The organism is Thermoplasmata archaeon (assembly GCA_035532555.1).
Taxonomy (GTDB): Archaea; Thermoplasmatota; Thermoplasmata; order Lutacidiplasmatales; family UBA184; genus Lutacidiplasma.
Map to the genome: position 1 here is coordinate 29,415 of DATKQS010000016.1, position 14,470 is coordinate 43,884.

12 protein-coding genes and 1 pseudogene are annotated in these 14,470 nt (G+C 67.5%); 12 read left to right on the plus strand and 1 reads right to left on the minus strand.

The window, feature by feature from the left end:
• Positions 1-4: 4 nt before the first annotated feature.
• The 10 genes and pseudogenes from VMV28_04220 to VMV28_04265 all read left to right on the plus strand — a co-directional run bounded on the left by VMV28_04220 (position 5) and on the right by VMV28_04265 (position 12,760).
• A pseudogene (locus VMV28_04220) lies at positions 5-478 on the plus strand (ATP-binding cassette domain-containing protein).
• A gap of 420 nt (positions 479-898) precedes the next feature.
• On the plus strand, positions 899-1,630 hold the full coding sequence (locus tag VMV28_04225) for an ABC transporter ATP-binding protein (protein ID HUZ79805.1): 732 nt from the start codon (positions 899-901) through the stop codon (positions 1,628-1,630).
• A 120-nt stretch (positions 1,631-1,750) separates the two neighbouring features.
• The gene (locus tag VMV28_04230; GenBank protein HUZ79806.1) at positions 1,751-2,857 is read left to right on the plus strand and encodes an oligopeptide/dipeptide ABC transporter ATP-binding protein; all 1,107 of its coding nucleotides are present in this window, start codon (positions 1,751-1,753) and stop codon (positions 2,855-2,857) included.
• Between the two features lie 16 nt (positions 2,858-2,873).
• Positions 2,874-3,344 carry a hypothetical protein gene (locus VMV28_04235; protein ID HUZ79807.1) on the plus strand — a complete coding sequence of 157 codons (471 nt, stop codon included), beginning with the start codon at positions 2,874-2,876 and terminating at the stop codon, positions 3,342-3,344.
• 404 nt (positions 3,345-3,748) lie between these two features.
• Positions 3,749-7,312, plus strand: a complete 3,564-nt coding sequence (locus VMV28_04240) for a PEGA domain-containing protein (GenBank protein ID HUZ79808.1) — start codon at positions 3,749-3,751, stop codon at positions 7,310-7,312.
• A 137-nt stretch (positions 7,313-7,449) separates the two neighbouring features.
• Complete coding sequence (locus tag VMV28_04245) at positions 7,450-9,135, plus strand: methylmalonyl-CoA mutase family protein (GenBank protein ID HUZ79809.1); 1,686 nt, start codon at positions 7,450-7,452, stop codon at positions 9,133-9,135.
• An 11-nt stretch (positions 9,136-9,146) separates the two neighbouring features.
• Positions 9,147-9,542 (plus strand): methylmalonyl-CoA epimerase, encoded by a 396-nt coding sequence (gene mce, locus VMV28_04250; GenBank protein HUZ79810.1) that lies wholly within the window; start codon positions 9,147-9,149, stop codon positions 9,540-9,542.
• The gene (locus tag VMV28_04255; GenBank protein ID HUZ79811.1) at positions 9,539-10,753 is read left to right on the plus strand and encodes an enolase C-terminal domain-like protein; all 1,215 of its coding nucleotides are present in this window, start codon (positions 9,539-9,541) and stop codon (positions 10,751-10,753) included. Before mce ends, VMV28_04255 begins: the two co-directional genes overlap by 4 nt.
• Before the next feature lie 6 nt (positions 10,754-10,759).
• Positions 10,760-11,419 (plus strand): 30S ribosomal protein S2, encoded by a 660-nt coding sequence (gene rpsB, locus VMV28_04260; protein ID HUZ79812.1) that lies wholly within the window; start codon positions 10,760-10,762, stop codon positions 11,417-11,419.
• A 66-nt stretch (positions 11,420-11,485) separates the two neighbouring features.
• On the plus strand, positions 11,486-12,760 hold the full coding sequence (locus VMV28_04265) for a helix-turn-helix domain-containing protein (protein HUZ79813.1): 1,275 nt from the start codon (positions 11,486-11,488) through the stop codon (positions 12,758-12,760).
• 52 nt (positions 12,761-12,812) lie between these two features.
• On the opposite strand, the gene VMV28_04270 is transcribed toward VMV28_04265, so the two are convergent.
• Positions 12,813-13,058 carry a hypothetical protein gene (locus VMV28_04270; protein ID HUZ79814.1) on the minus strand — a complete coding sequence of 82 codons (246 nt, stop codon included), beginning with the start codon at positions 13,056-13,058 and terminating at the stop codon, positions 12,813-12,815.
• Positions 13,059-13,194: 136 nt separating this feature from the next.
• Between VMV28_04270 and VMV28_04275 the strand changes: the two genes are divergently transcribed.
• Together VMV28_04275 and VMV28_04280 are read left to right on the plus strand one after the other, a co-directional pair.
• Positions 13,195-14,001, plus strand: coding sequence for a dienelactone hydrolase family protein (locus VMV28_04275; GenBank protein HUZ79815.1), 807 nt, complete (start codon positions 13,195-13,197; stop codon positions 13,999-14,001).
• Between the two features lie 233 nt (positions 14,002-14,234).
• Positions 14,235-14,470, plus strand: a 236-nt coding sequence (locus VMV28_04280) for a helix-turn-helix domain-containing protein (protein ID HUZ79816.1), incomplete at its 3' end; no start/stop codon positions are given.

Below are 14,470 nucleotides of genomic sequence, written 5' to 3' on the forward strand. Positions count from 1 at the left end.
GACGATGACGGCCATCAGCCGCCCGCCGACCTCGGCGGTGGAACGATCGGTTCCTTCGGCCTCCTCGGCGTCCCCCGAGGCCCTGGCGAGCGCCCCGACCCCGATCCGCGACGTGAATGAGGTCCTGGTCCTGAAGGACCTGCGCACCTTCTTCTTCACCTACGATGGCGTCGTCCGGGCGATCGACGGGGTTTCCTTCAAGATCCGTCGAGGGGAGACCCTCGGGCTCGTCGGTGAGACCGGTTGCGGCAAGAGCGTGACGGCGTTCTCGATCACGCGGCTCATCCCGGACCCGCCGGGGCGGATCCTCGAAGGGGAGATCTGGTACCGCGGAGCGAACATGCTCTGGGGACTCGAGCGGGAGGCGAGCTACCGGGTCAACCCGAGGACCCAGCAGATCAAGATCAAACGGCGGTTCCGCCGGATCAAAGAAGCGAACGACCGGATGGCCGCGGTGCGCGGCAGCGGCATCGGGATGATCTTCCAGGAGCCGAGCCAGGCGATGAACCCGATCTTCTCGGTCGGTGACCAGGTCGGAGAGGCCCTGCTCCTCCATCGCGGCGTCGAAATCATCGACAGCCTCCTCGCCGCGAAGCCGGACGCCGAGGGGATCCGGCCGGCGATCGACGCGATCGTGGCGGCCCATGCGGCGAAGACGCCGGGAGAATTGCGCGCGACGACCCGACGGCTCGGAGAGATCGTGGGATCCCCCTCAATCGCGACGCAGGCCTACTACCTCGCCCGCGGGGCCGAAGGCGGATCGGCCGGCGATCTTGCCACGGACATCGAGCGCTCGATCCGGCGGCTGAAGCTCTCCGGCCTCGAGCGGAACTATCTCGCGCATCGCCGCCGGCTGATGGTGCTCGACCGGCAGCGGAACCGGGAGTACATGGAGGAGATGCGGGCGCAGGCGACGCGCGGTTCGACGCGCGCCGCGATCCAGCGCCGGCGCCGCACCGAGCGCTACTCGCACTTCTACTACGGGCTCTGGGGGTTCCGCTCCCGGGTCGGACGCGCGCTCAAGAACGAGATGTTCTGGCGAGTGGTCGCGCATCTTGAAGGCGTCACGATCGCGAACCCGGTCCAGGTCGCGCGAGGCTATCCGCACGAGCTCTCCGGAGGGATGCTGCAGCGGGTGATGATCGCGATGGCCCTGTGCGCGGAACCGGATCTGCTCATCGCCGACGAACCGACGACCGCGCTCGACGTGACGATCCAGGCCCAGATCCTCGAGCTCATGCGCGACCTGAAGGATCGGGTCGGCACGGCGATCATGCTGATCACCCACGACCTCGCGATCATCGCGGAGGTCGCCGACCGCGTCTGCGTCATGTACGCGGGCCAGATCGTCGAGACCGGCCTCGTCCGCGACATCTTCAGCCGCCCGCTGCATCCGTACGCCCAGGGGCTCCTCGCGTCGATCCCCCGCCTCGATCAGCCGGACAAGGAGCTCGCTTCGATCCCCGGCTCGGTCCCGAACCTGATCCATCCGCCCGAGGGCTGCCGCTTCCACCCGCGCTGCCCGTACGCGATGCCGATCTGCAAGGAGAAGAGGCCCCCGACCACGGTCGAAGGACCAGGTCACACCGTCGCGTGCTTTTTATACGAGGGACCAGTCGCGGCGGACTAGGGAAGTCCTTTGCTGCCGAGCGGCGACGATCGAAACGAATCGCCGGTCGTTATCTCGGCCCGCCGGGTCCGAAAATACTTCCCGATCCGCGGCGGACTTTTCTCGACGCACATCGGGGATGTGCGTGCGGTCGATGGGGTCACGTTCAACGTCCGGGAGGGCGAGACCGTCGGCCTCGTCGGCGAGTCCGGGTGCGGCAAGACGACGGTCGGACGCCTGTTGCTCCGCCTGATCGAAGCGACCTCCGGTCACGTGTACTACCGTCCTCCACCCCAGATCGACAGCCAGCTCGACGGGCTCTACGCCCGGCTCTCGCGCTCCGAACTGGGTCGCCGCGCCGGGGCGAAGCGGGGAACGCTCGCACCGGATGCGTCGGCCGCGCTCGAAGAGCTCGACGAGCTCGCCGACCAGTACTCGATCAACCGGATGGGAGCGGCGCGGCTCCGAGACCTGCGCGGCAAGCTCCAGATCGTCTTCCAGGACCCGTTCAGTTCGCTGAGCCCGCGCATGCTCGTGCGCGACATCATCGCCGAGCCGCTCGAGATCCATCACTCGGGCAACCGGCGGGAACGGCAGCGGCGCGTCACCGAGCTTCTCGGGGAGGTCGGACTGAACCCGGAGCACGAGTGGCGTTTCCCCCACGAGTTCTCCGGGGGGCAGCGTCAACGGATCGGGATCGCTCGGGCCCTCGCGCTGCGGCCGGAGTTCATCGTTCTCGACGAGCCGACGAGCGCGCTCGATGTCTCGGTGCAGGCGCAGATCCTCGGCATCCTGAAGAAGCTCCAGTCGGAGCACCGGCTCGCCTACCTGTTCATCTCCCACCACCTTTCCGTCGTGCGAGCGATCAGCCACCGCGTCGTCGTCATGTACCTCGGCAAGGCCGTCGAGCAGGCGTCGACCGAGCGGCTGTTCTCCGAGCCGCTCCACCCGTACACGCAGGCCCTTCTGTCGGCCATCCCGATCCCGGACCCCACCCTCAAGCGCGAGCGGATCGTGCTGGCCGGTGACGTCCCGAACCCGGCCGCGCCCCCGCCCGGCTGCACCTTCCACACCCGTTGCCCGGCCGTGATGCCCGTCTGCTCGAAGATCGAGCCCCCCCTGCTCGAGGTCCGGCCCCAGCACTGGGTCGCCTGCCATCTCTACCCCACTTCGATACGGGGCGAGAGCGTGACGCCGCCCGAGGAAGCGGCGAGCTCCGGCGGCGAGGCCCCAGCCCCTCCGGCCTAGAGAGGGAAGCGCGGCGATGTCGCCGATCCTCGATCCGCCGGGTCCTGCCGAGTCTCCTCCCCTCCCCCAAAGCGGGATGGACGCCCCGTACCGGGCCCAGCTCGACCGGGTCGCCCAGGAGAAGCAGGCGGCGTTGGCGGAACCCGGCCTCTCTTGGCGTGACTGGCTGTACTTCTCGGCATTCAAGTGGTGGCTCGCGATCGCCTTGCTTGCGGTGGACGGGTGGATCGTCGGGTACTGGATCGAGGTTCCGAACGTCTACGGGCTCGCGGCCTCGCTTGCCCTGGCCCTCTATCTCGAGTTCGTTCTGTATCAGTATCTCTGGTACCGCCCTGAACCGAGGGAACGAGCGCCGAAGGGAGGGTTCCGCCCCAGTTGGCACCGCCCGGTCGAGTTCGGTCGCTGGACCCCGGAGCGCCGCCTAGCAGCGGAAGGGCATCCGGCGTACGATCCTTCGGGCGGCCCGGACCCCCGAGAGTTCCTGTAAGCGGGGACTTGCGGCATCGCATCCAGCGTGGAAGGGCCCGACTTCTCCCGAGGCATCTCGACCTTTCGAGGACCGTACTCTCATCGGGCACGCGCAAGGGCCGAACGCATTCCCGCTGGCCCCACCTCTCGAGCATCCAGGCCGGTCGACAGCTGCCTCGCTCCCGCCCAACTCATCTGTAGACGGGGGCAGGGGAGATCGAGAACTGAGGCGCTCCTCGATAATCGTCGGTTGGCCCTCGCGCGGGTTCGATTCCCTCCCCGCTTCGGGCGCCTCCCGAACCTGCGGGGTGGACACGGGATGGGGGCTTCCAATCCATGGCCAAACTAAAGTATATGTAGGATGGACGAATGGGTTCTTCTGCCCCCGAAGGTGACGCGGGGCGATTTAGGAAGGTGTCAAAAGTGAACGCATCGATGGTCTACCGAAGCGCCGGACTGACCGCCATCATCGTGGCCGCCCTCATGCTGGGGAGCGTCTTCGTGCCGGTGGCGGGTTTGTCTCATGGGACTGCCGCCTCGACCGCTCCACTCACGCCAGTGGGCGCGGCGACTCCCGCGACCGCCTCTACGGCCCCGATCTCGGCCCCCTCCAGTAATGGACCGCACCCGGGAACCTTGGACATCTACGAGGTCGCTCCCGGTGGTGCTAAGACGGAAGATCCTTCGGTCGCATACGACACCCTCAGTTACGAGCCTATTCTCAACGTCTATCAGACCCTGATTGCGTACAACGGTTCCAGCACAACCCAGTTCGTTCCGCAGCTCGCGACGTGCGTTCCGGGCTCGGCTCAGTGCACGTCGCTCTACGGGTCCACGCTGATCCAGAACAATGCCACGACGGGCTACCCCCAGTACTTCACCTTCGTACTGGACTCCGCAGCCCAGTTCTATGACCCGAGCACGGGCGGCCACTGGGGAGTCTACCCCTCGGACGTCATGTTCACCCTGTCCCGGACGATGAGCTTCGCGGAGCTCCCCGGCGTGGGAACCCAGAACGGTTGGATCCAGACCCAGGCCCTCCTCCCGTACGGCAGTCACGCGTACGACGGCGGGATCCACTACCCGTGGAACAACACCCCGGGCAACGTTCTCAGTTCGATGCTGGTCAACGACTCCGCCTTCTGTCCGGCAGCGGCGATGAGCCAGAACGGATGCATCACCTTCAACGCGGCGGGAAGTGGCACCGACTGGCCGTTCTTCCTCCAGTTGGTGGCGGACCCGCTCGGATCGGGTATCGAGCCGTGCGGCTGGTTCACCTACGTGGGCGCGGGAGTCCCCGGCTACACGGGAACCGGCGCGGCCAGCGGAGACGGGCCTTGCCTGCTCCCCGGCGGCGCGACCAGCACCTCCCAATCGGCCTTCCAGAACTACGTTGCAACGGTCAACCCGAAGAGCTGGGATGCGCTCCAGCTCCTCGCGGCGTCCAGCCCCCTGAACCCGCAGCCCGCGGTGAAGGAGAGCATGGTCGGATCCGGTCCATACTTCACGGAGGCGATCGACAACGCGATCGGGTACGTGCTCCAGGCCAGCCCGGCCTACCACGCCCCGACCGGCTGCGCCGGGCAACAGGGATGCCAGCCGCTCCCGGGTGGCTATCAGGGTACGGTCAATGTCTTCTGGGAGCAGACGGACCAGCAGGGGATCGCGAACTACCAGGCCGGGCAAGCCGACCTGGCAGGGATCCAGCTACCGGCCCACGTTTCCACACTGAAGACGCTGCTCAGCGCTGGGAAGATCGACCTAACGTACATCCCGACGATCTCTATCTTCTTCATGCCGTACAACCTGAACTTCAACGTGACGGTTACGAACACGCTGGTCGGGAACCCGTCGACGACGAATGTCCCCGGTGATTTCTTCAGCCAGATCGGTCTGCGGCAGTTCATCACCAATGCCTACCCGTATGCTACGGTCAACTCGAGCTTGCTCCAGGCCGGCGGTATCTCCACGGGATTCGGCTACGGTGGTGCGCTCCCGAAGTACCTGGGTAACTACTACGCGTACAACATCAGCTGGCCTCAGGGCGACCCCAGCACGAACCCCAGCGTTGTCGGTGGCGCGGCGTGGTGGTGGGCTCAGGCCAACAACCCGAGTTCGCCGTACTACGATGCCGAGCTCGCGGCGTGCACGACCGCGAACCCGTGCATCTTCCCGATCACGAGCGAGACGGGATCGACGTTCTACGATGCAGCGATCGTCGACCTAATCGGCGAGATCGAGTCGTTGACGGGCAACCGCCTGATGCCGTACACGTTCGACATCACCTTCGCGGCGTACCTCGGCTACGCGTTCGCTCCCCCGGGATCGAACGGGCTACCGCTGTGGAACCTCGGTTGGGCCCCTGACTACCCCGACCCCACGGACTACGCGGTCCCGATGTATCTGCCCGACTCGACGTACACCTACGGAGATTCGGTCGCTGAGGAGCTCAGCCTCCCGGCGTTCAACTCCCCCTCGTGTCCGTTCGCGGCGAACTACACCGATGCGAGTTCGGCCTGGGCGGCCTTGGTATACTACCACAGCCTCCAACAGCTCCCGAACGCGTGCCAGGGTATCGCCTACGGTGTCTCGACCTATTGGTACAACGTAGCCGGCCCCCTCGCCGTGGGCGCTCAGCGAACCCTCGACTACCAGATGGCGAACCAGCTGGACTTCCTGCTGTCGCTGTACATCTGGAACTTCCAGTTGACGGAGCCCACGACCTATGCCCCGTGGATTGACGGCACCTCTCTGAACTCGAACGTCATGCAGGGCGGCGGTGGAGACAACACCTGGTACACGGTGGGATACGCCTCGGCGGTGTCCACGGCCTCGGTCACTACGTCCGGTCTCCCAGCGGGAACGGCGTGGACGGCGACGGTCGGGTACGACACGCAGACCGGAACGGGATCCTCTCTGGCGTTCACCCTCGCGCCCGGGACGTACAACTACTACATCTGGCCGGCGAACGGCTACGCCGTCAGCCCCGCGAACGGCACGATCCAGATCACGGCGGGCAACACGACCACGGTGAGCGCGGCCTTCACCTCGTACGGGAGCACGCCTCTCGTCCCGGTGACGTTCTCGCAGTCGGGCATCATCACTGGTTCTGCCAGCTGGGCGGCGATTGTTCCGGGCGTCGGTGCGTGGTATACCACCAGCACGTCGGTCACGGTCAACATCCCGGTAGGATCGTACCCGTACACGGTGATGCCGACGGCGGGCTACACGGTAGCCTCTCCCTCGGGATCCGTTACGGCCGGCACGGGCGGGGCCTCGGTAGCGATTGCCTTCGTGCCGATCTTCCCCACGCCGACCTACGCGGTCGTTGTGACGGAGTCGGGCCTCGCGGTGGGAACGAGCTGGAGCGCGACGCTCAACGGGTTTACCCAGACGTCCACCCAGTCGTCGATCACCTTCTACCAGGCGAGTGGGACGTACGCGTACACTGTCGGCTCGGTCGCGGGGTACAACCCCCCCAGCCCACCGAGCGGTGCAGTGTCCACGGCGGCCTCACTGGTGGTCGTGCCGATCGCGTTCACCGCGAGCATCACGGCGGGGACCCTGGCGGTCACCCTGCAATCCGGTGGTCCGACCTCCGCGACGCTCTACATCAACGGGGTATCGGCCGGGACGATTAACGCGGGCACGCCGTACACGACCCCGTCGAACCCGGGAAGCTACTCGATCTCCGTGGTCGCGAGTGGGTACTACACCTACTACAACAACGCGACCGTGGTGGGCGGGTCGACGACCTCGGTGCCGGTGACCATGAACTCGAACAGCGCCGGTTCGACCAGCAGCAGCAGCGGGATCAGCAACACCGCATGGGCTCTGATCGGACTGTTCATCGTGCTGACGGTGGTCTTCCTGGTCACGACGGTCTACTACATGCGCCGGGCGAAGCCGCCCGCGTCACCACCTCCAAGCTGGTCGTCCGGTAGCAGCGGGACCCAGGGTGGCAACATGCCGCCCCCGAGCAAGTAGATCGGGCGCTCGGAATCCCGGGACCAACCTTTTCCCCCTTCCCTTTTTCTACACCGGCAGCCATCGAGCGGGCAGCGTCCGGGAAGGACGCCGGGTCCCGAAGACAAGCTATAATATCGCCAATCGGTCGAGGGCCGATGAACCGACGCAAGCCCACCCGGCGCTCGGTAGGTGGAGCGGCGGGTGCTCGATGGCACGCCCGCGCTCGGCAGGCGCTCGGGTCCCTTCCGGAGACGGAGGCAGTACCCTTGCTTGCGGAACCTTTCGAGGACGGGGAAGCGGGGTATCTCGAGCGGATCGGCTTTCCGGGCCAGAGGCCGTTCACCCGCGGCATCCAGCCTACGATGTACCGCGGCCGACCGTGGACCATCCGCCAGTATTCGGGGTTTGCGAGCGCGCGGGAGACCAATCGCCGCTTCCAGTATCTGCTCAGGGGCGGCCAGACGGGTCTCTCGGTCGCCTTCGATCTGCCGACCCAGACGGGGTATGATTCCGACCACCCGCGCGCGCGCGGAGAGGTCGGCCGCTGCGGAGTCGCGATCGCGTCCCTCGGTGACATGCGGACGCTCCTCGGTGGGCTGCCGCTCGACCGGGCCACCGTTTCCATGACGATCAACGCCACCGCGCCGATCCTGCTCGCGCTCCTGGTCGCCGTAGGCGAGGAGGGCGGAGTCCCCCGCGCCCAGCTCGGGGGGACGGTCCAGAACGACATCCTGAAGGAGTACGTCGCGCGCGGGACCTACATCTACCCGCCCGAAGCGTCGATGCGCCTCTCGACCGACCTCATCGAGTTCGCGACCCGGGAGATGCCCCAGTGGAACTACGTCTCCGTCTCGGGGTACCACATGCGCGAGGCCGGCGCCACGGCCTCCCAGGAGGTCGCCTTTACGCTCGCCAACGCGCTCGCCTACGTCCGAGCGGTCCAGGAGCGCGGCCTCGATCTTGACGAGTTCCTCCCGAGACTCTCGTTCTTCTTCTCCTCGGACCGGGGGTTCCTGGAGGAGATCGCCAAGTTCCGCGCGGCGCGTCGGCTCTGGGGCTCGCTCGTCGCGGAGAGGCTCGGCGCCCGCCGCGCGCGATCGATGCAACTGCGCTTCCACACGCAGACCGCGGGCTCCAGCCTCACCGCCCAGCAACCCGAGCTCAACGTCGTCCGCACGACCGTCGAGGCCCTCGCGGCCGTACTGGGAGGAACCCAGTCGCTGCACACGAACGCGCTCGACGAGGCGATCGGCCTCCCGACGGAGTCGGCCGCGCGGCTCGCGATGCGCACCCAGCAGATCATCGCGGAGGAGTCCGGGATCCCGAACACGGTCGATCCTCTCGGCGGCGCCTACGAGATCGAGTGGTTGACCGATCGGATCGAACGCGAGGCCCGCGAGTACATCGAACGGATCGACGCGATGGGAGGCTCGCTCGTCGCGATCGAGAAGGGGTTCCTGCAGGCCGAGATCGCGCGCGAAGCGTATCGCATCGCGCTCGCCCGCGAATCCCGGCAGGAGATCGTGGTCGGCGTCAACGGACACACCGAGGGCAATCCCCGATTCACGCTGTTCCCCCGCGAGGAGCGCGGGGGGGTCCGAGGGCAACGGATCTCTCCGGCCGAGGAACGTCGGCAGGCCGAACGGATCGCCCGCTGGCGCCGCGCGCGGGATGCGCGGGCCGCCTCCGCCGCGCTCGATGCGCTCGAGCGGACGGCCCGCTCTTCGGAGAACGTCATGGCCGGAGTGCTCGTGGCCGTGCGCGCGGGGGTCACCCTCGGAGAGATCGCCGATACGTGGCGCGGCGTGTTCGGGGAGCACCGACCGTCGACGGCGTTCTAGGCGGAGCCTCCATGCAGGTCGATCATCTGGGCATCGCGGTTCGTAGCCTCCCCGAGGCCATCGAGCGTTGGCGCCCGCTCATCGAAGGGCCCATCTCGGAGCCGGAGGAGGTCGCCTCCCAGCGCGTGCGGGTCGTGTTCGCCCAGCTCGGTGGAACGCACATCGAACTCCTCGAACCGACGGCGCCGGACTCTCCGATCGCCCGGTTCGTCGAGAGCCGAGGGGAGGGGTTCCACCACGTCGCCTTCCACGTTGACAGCGTCAACGCCGAGCTCGACCGGCTCGCGGCCTCGGGCCGCCGGCTCGTCGACGCTCGGGCCCGTCCTGGAGCCCGAGGTCGCCGCGTCGGCTTCGCGCACCCTTCCGCGTTCGGGGGGGTCCTCGTCGAGTTCGTGGAGGGCCCATGAGCCGCATCCGCTCGAGCGAGCTCGCGATGATCTACGATAGCCGCGGCCGACCGACCGTCGAGGCCACGATCGTTCTCGACTCCGGCGCGTGCGCCCGGGCGGGAGCGCCGAGCGGGGCGAGCACCGGTGTCCACGAGGTCCTCGCATTCCCAGCGGGAGGCGTGGGCGAGGCGATCTCGACCTTTTCCGGCCTCGTCGCCCCGCGCCTTCTCGGGCTGGACCCCTCCGATACGGCCGGGGTCGACCGGGTCCTGGTCGAAGCCGACGGCACGCCGAACTTCGGTCGGATCGGGGGCAACGCGGCGACGGCGGCCTCCGTTGCCGCCGCGCTCGCTCACGCGCACGACTCTCACCAGCCGCTCTGGCGCGTGCTCGCGCGTCCCGGGATCGACGAGCCTCGCTTCCCCGCGATCGTGGGCAACTGCCTGAACGGCGGGCGCCACGCGGTCGGGGGGCCGGACATCCAAGAGTTCATCGCCTTCGCGGAAGGCCGACGGATCGAGGAGTCGATCGAGGCCGCGATCCACGTGCACCGATGGATCGGGGCGAAACTGCACGAGCGCTTCCCCCAGGCCGCCCTCGGGCGCGGCGACGAGGGCGGATGGGTCGCGCCGCTCGGCAACGTGGAAGCGGTCGAGCTTCTCACCGAAGCCTGCGCCGCCGTCCGGGACGAGCTCCACGTCGAGGTGCACCCCGGTCTCGATCTCGCGGCGAGCGAGTTCTACACGAACGGCCGGTACCACTACCGCGAGCAGGTCCTCGACAGCATGGGACAGATCGCCTTCGTCGAGAAGCTCGTCGAGCGCTACGGCCTCCGATTCGTGGAGGATCCGTTCGACCAGGAGGCGTTCGGGGAGTTTGCCGACCTCACCCGGCGCGTCGGCGGCTCGACGCTCGTGGTGGGGGACGACGTCTACGTCTCCCAGGAGGCGCGGGTGCGCCGGGGCCTCGAGGAAAACGCCACGAACGCCGTCCTGATCAAGGTCAACCAGGTCGGCACCCTCTCGGGCACCTTCGCCACCGTCGATTACGCCCGCTCGCGTGGAGCGGCCCTCATCGCCTCGCACCGCTCGGGGGAGACCCCGGATTCCTGGCTCGCCCACGTGGCGCTCGGGATCGGGGCTCGGGGCATCAAAACGGGGGTTCTCGGCGGGGAGCGGGTGGCAAAGCTAAATGAACTCCTACGTCTCGCCCGCCCCACCGGAGCTTGAGAATCGATGGTACCTGAGGAGGATGTGGCGTCGGCCGATCGCCAGATCGTGAGCGACAGCCAGGACACCTCCCCGAGCGAGCTCCTGATCCCCGAGGAGACGTATCTGACCTCGGGCGTGCACATCGGGACCCAGCAGAAGTCGGCGAGCATGCGCCGATTCATCTACAAGGTCCGCTTCGACGGGCTGCACGTCCTCGATATCCGCGAGACCGACCGCCGGATCCGCGCCGCGGCCCGATTCCTCGCGCGATACCCGGCCGCGCGCGTGCTCGCGGTCTCCCAACGCCAGTACGGCCAGAAGCCGGTGCGCATCTTCTCGCAGACGACCGGGGCGGTGTCGTTCGCCGAGCGGTTCGTCCCCGGATGCCTCACCAACCCGAACCTCGCCGAATACTTCGAGCCGCAGGTGCTCCTCGTCACGGACCCGGCCACCGACCAGCAGGCGCTGAGCGAGGCGGTCTCGATCGGGATCCCCGTGGTCGGTCTGTGCGATGTCAACAACGAGACCCGGAACGTCGATCTCGTGATCCCGGCCAACAACAAGGGCCGCGTCGCGCTCGCGACGGTCTACTGGTTGCTCACACGCGAGATCCTGAAGTGCCGGGCGGGCGGGGCCGAGGTCCCGTACACGCTATCGGTCGAGGACTTCCAGGCCGCACTGTAGAGAGCCTCGGGCGCCCCCCGGACCTGATTTCGACGTGCTTTTATCGCTCCGCCCGCTCGTCCGTCGGTGACGCGGCAGGGAGCGGAGCTGGTCGGGCTCCTGACGGACCACGGGATCCCCGAGAAGGGGGCCCGGATCTACCTCGCGGCGACCCGCACGGGTCCCCAGACGGCGGCCGAGCTCGCCCGCGTGACGACGCTCCATCGGGTCGATGCCTATCGCTTCATCCAGCAGCTGACCCGGGAGGGACTCCTACGGGCCACCGGGGGCCGTCCCATGCGCTTCGCGGCCCTGCCGCCGGAGGCGCTCCTGGACCGGTGGATCCGGGCCGCGTCCGAGCGGCTCGACCGCCTCGAGCAGGATCGCGAGCGGATCCTGGCCCGGTGGCAGGAGAGCCTGGAGGAGATCGGCGAGAGCGACCCCCGGAAGTTCACGGTCATCGAGGGGCGGGAGGCGATCCGCCGGTTCCTCATCAAGCGGATCGGATCGGCCGAGCGCCAGATCCTCGTCAGCGTAAGCGGCGGAGCCCTCGCCCGTCTCATGGACACAGGGGTCGACCGGGCCCTGAAGGAGGCGCATGCGCGCGGGGTCAAGGTCCGCGTCGTCACCGAGGTCGATCGAGCGCACCTGGGCGAGGCGAAGCACTTCGCGGGGTTCACCGAGCTCAGGCACGTCGAGACGTCCGTCGCGAACCAGGCGGCGGTCATCGATCGCTCGGGCACGCTCCTGTTCCTCTCCGGGGAGGACGACGGAGGGCGCACAGAGGAGGAGCAGGTCGCCCTGTGGTCGAGTGCCCGGGCGTTCATCGATCTCGCCCGGGAGTACCACCGGCGGCTCTGGATCCCAGCGGTCCGGGCCGAGGAACGGCTCGTGGAGATCGAGGTGCCGGACACCGCGACGCTCCTTGTCGTGGAGGGTCACGAGCGCGAACCGTTCCGTCGCCTGAAGGAGATGACCGGGCTCGGGATGCGCGCGACGGGGATCCGCGAGCTCCAGCTCAAGGTTCCCGAACTCATCCAGACGATCGCACGCCAGATCGGCCGGCAGATCGCCAACGAGGTCGAAGGAGGTACGCCAACGGAAGTGGCGCGCTCGCTCCAATCGTACTATCAGGCGCACACGTCGAGCCGGCTCGAGATCCTCAAAGAGCGGCCCCTCACCGTGCGCGTGACCAACTGCTTCGCGTGCACCAACGGCTCGACCGAGATCGGGCGCGTGATGTGCCCGCGCCTATTGCGCTCGGTGATGGAGACCCGCCTCGGCAGCCGCTGGGAGGTCTCGAAGCCCGACCCTACGCGGCACGCCACTCGCGGCTGCGTGTTTTCGATCACCGCGGGATGATCGCTTCGCGACGCGCGCGTGCGAGTCCAGGGGGCCGAGGGAGGCGTCCGATCTACGCTCCGCCACTCTCGGCAGAGTCCAGGGTCTTCTGGTAGGCTCCCGAGCCCCAATCCACTCGCGGGAGCCCCGTCTCGGCTCTGAAGAGGATCACCGACTCGGGGGCGAACCCCGCGTAGTGGTTGTTGAAGAAGGCGAAGGTGGAGCGAACGCGTGGGGCGACGTTCTTGACCCGTTCCGCAGCTGCATGGCGCGAGTGCTCTATCGCCCGGGGGTCGCTCCGGGATTTCTCGCGCCCCATAGGAACTAGGTGCCTTTACCTCCGACCCCCGAGGTACGCCCTCCGCCGGACCGCGTGTGAAACGAACGACACACGAGACCGCGGGTTGGGGAGCCGTAATACCCCGGATCCTCCATTCCCACCGAAGAGGTACTACATGCCGAACGCCCCGATTTCGGTACCGGGAGAGGGCCGGACCCTCGAAGCATATCTCGCGCTGCCCGAGGAGCGGACGGGACCGCGCCCAGCCGTCATCGTGATCCACGAGATCTTCGGACCCGATCGCCACATCCAGGATGTGGCACGACGATTCGCCCGGGAGGGCTACATCGCCATCGCGCCCAACCTTTTCACTGGAGAGATCCAGCAGCTCCTGACGCCCGAGGCGATCGCGACCGGCTTCGGATTCTTGCGGGGCCTTCCGCCCGAGGTGCAGCGGGATCCCGCGCAGATCCAGGCGCGGATCGCGGCGCTTCCACCGGAGAAGAGGGCCGTGCTGGCCGCACTCATGAAGATCCAAGACCCTGCCCAGCACGCGAAATTCGCACAGGACCTTCGCGCGGTGGCTCGGTACCTCCGAGGGCGGAGCGACGTTGAGCCTCGGAAGGTCGCGAGCGTCGGATTCTGTTTCGGCGGCGCGATGTCCGGGCGGCTCGCATGTGTGGACCCGGATCTCGCCGCAGCCGTGATCTTCTACGGCAACGCTCCGCCGGCCGATCAGATCCCCCACATCCGGTGCCCCATCCTCGGGCTCTACGGCGCCGAAGATCATCGGATCGCCGACACGATACCGAAGTTCGCGGAGGAGGCGAAGGAAGCCGGCGTGCGTCTGACCTACCACATCTATCCCGGAGCTCCGCACGCGTTCTTCAACGATACCCGCGTCGAGCTGTATCGTGCCGAGGCGGCCGCGGATGCGTGGAAACGCGTGCAGGCGTTCCTCCGAACGGAGTTCGGACGCTAAGGGGGTCCCCATGCTCGCCGAGACAAGGAGCGTGCACGGTCGCTCGCTCTCCGCCGAAACCGACGCATGGAGGATTCGCGCCTTGGTGAGGACTTGACGGGGCGTGCCCCGGTTCGCCGGTGCTCCTGGGCCGAGAGCGACCCGCTGATGCGCGCCTACCATGACGATGTCGGCGAGCGCAAGCCCCCCTACTTGTAGGGGGTTATAGCGAGCCCCCTATCTACGCTGGGGGCATGGATGGAGTGCTACCGCCGAAGATGTATCACCCGAACAAGTACCGCCTCTACCCGTTTCCGAATCAGGAGCGGGAACTCCTCCGACAGTTCGACGAGTTGCGCTTTCTCTGGAACTACGCGCTCGAACAACGGCAAGATGCGTGGCGGAAAGAGAAGCGATCCATCTCGTACGTGGACCAGTGCCGGGGCCTTGCCAAGTGGAGAGCCTACGACCAGGAGGGGGTCGGGAGGGT

Bases quoted from the DNA above. Each gene is read 5' to 3' on its own strand.
- VMV28_04235 (HUZ79807.1), top strand. From the start codon at position 2,874: ATGTCGCCGATCCTCGATCCGCCGGGTCCTGCCGAGTCTCCTCCCCTC.
- mce (HUZ79810.1), top strand. From the start codon at position 9,147: ATGCAGGTCGATCATCTGGGCATCGCGGTTCGTAGCCTCCCCGAGGCC.
- VMV28_04255 (HUZ79811.1), top strand. From the start codon at position 9,539: ATGAGCCGCATCCGCTCGAGCGAGCTCGCGATGATCTACGATAGCCGC.
- VMV28_04270 (HUZ79814.1), bottom strand. From the start codon at position 13,058: ATGGGGCGCGAGAAATCCCGGAGCGACCCCCGGGCGATAGAGCACTCG.
- VMV28_04225 (HUZ79805.1), top strand. From the start codon at position 899: ATGCGGGCGCAGGCGACGCGCGGTTCGACGCGCGCCGCGATCCAGCGC.
- VMV28_04245 (HUZ79809.1), top strand. From the start codon at position 7,450: ATGAACCGACGCAAGCCCACCCGGCGCTCGGTAGGTGGAGCGGCGGGT.
- VMV28_04275 (HUZ79815.1), top strand. From the start codon at position 13,195: ATGCCGAACGCCCCGATTTCGGTACCGGGAGAGGGCCGGACCCTCGAA.
- rpsB (HUZ79812.1), top strand. From the start codon at position 10,760: ATGGTACCTGAGGAGGATGTGGCGTCGGCCGATCGCCAGATCGTGAGC.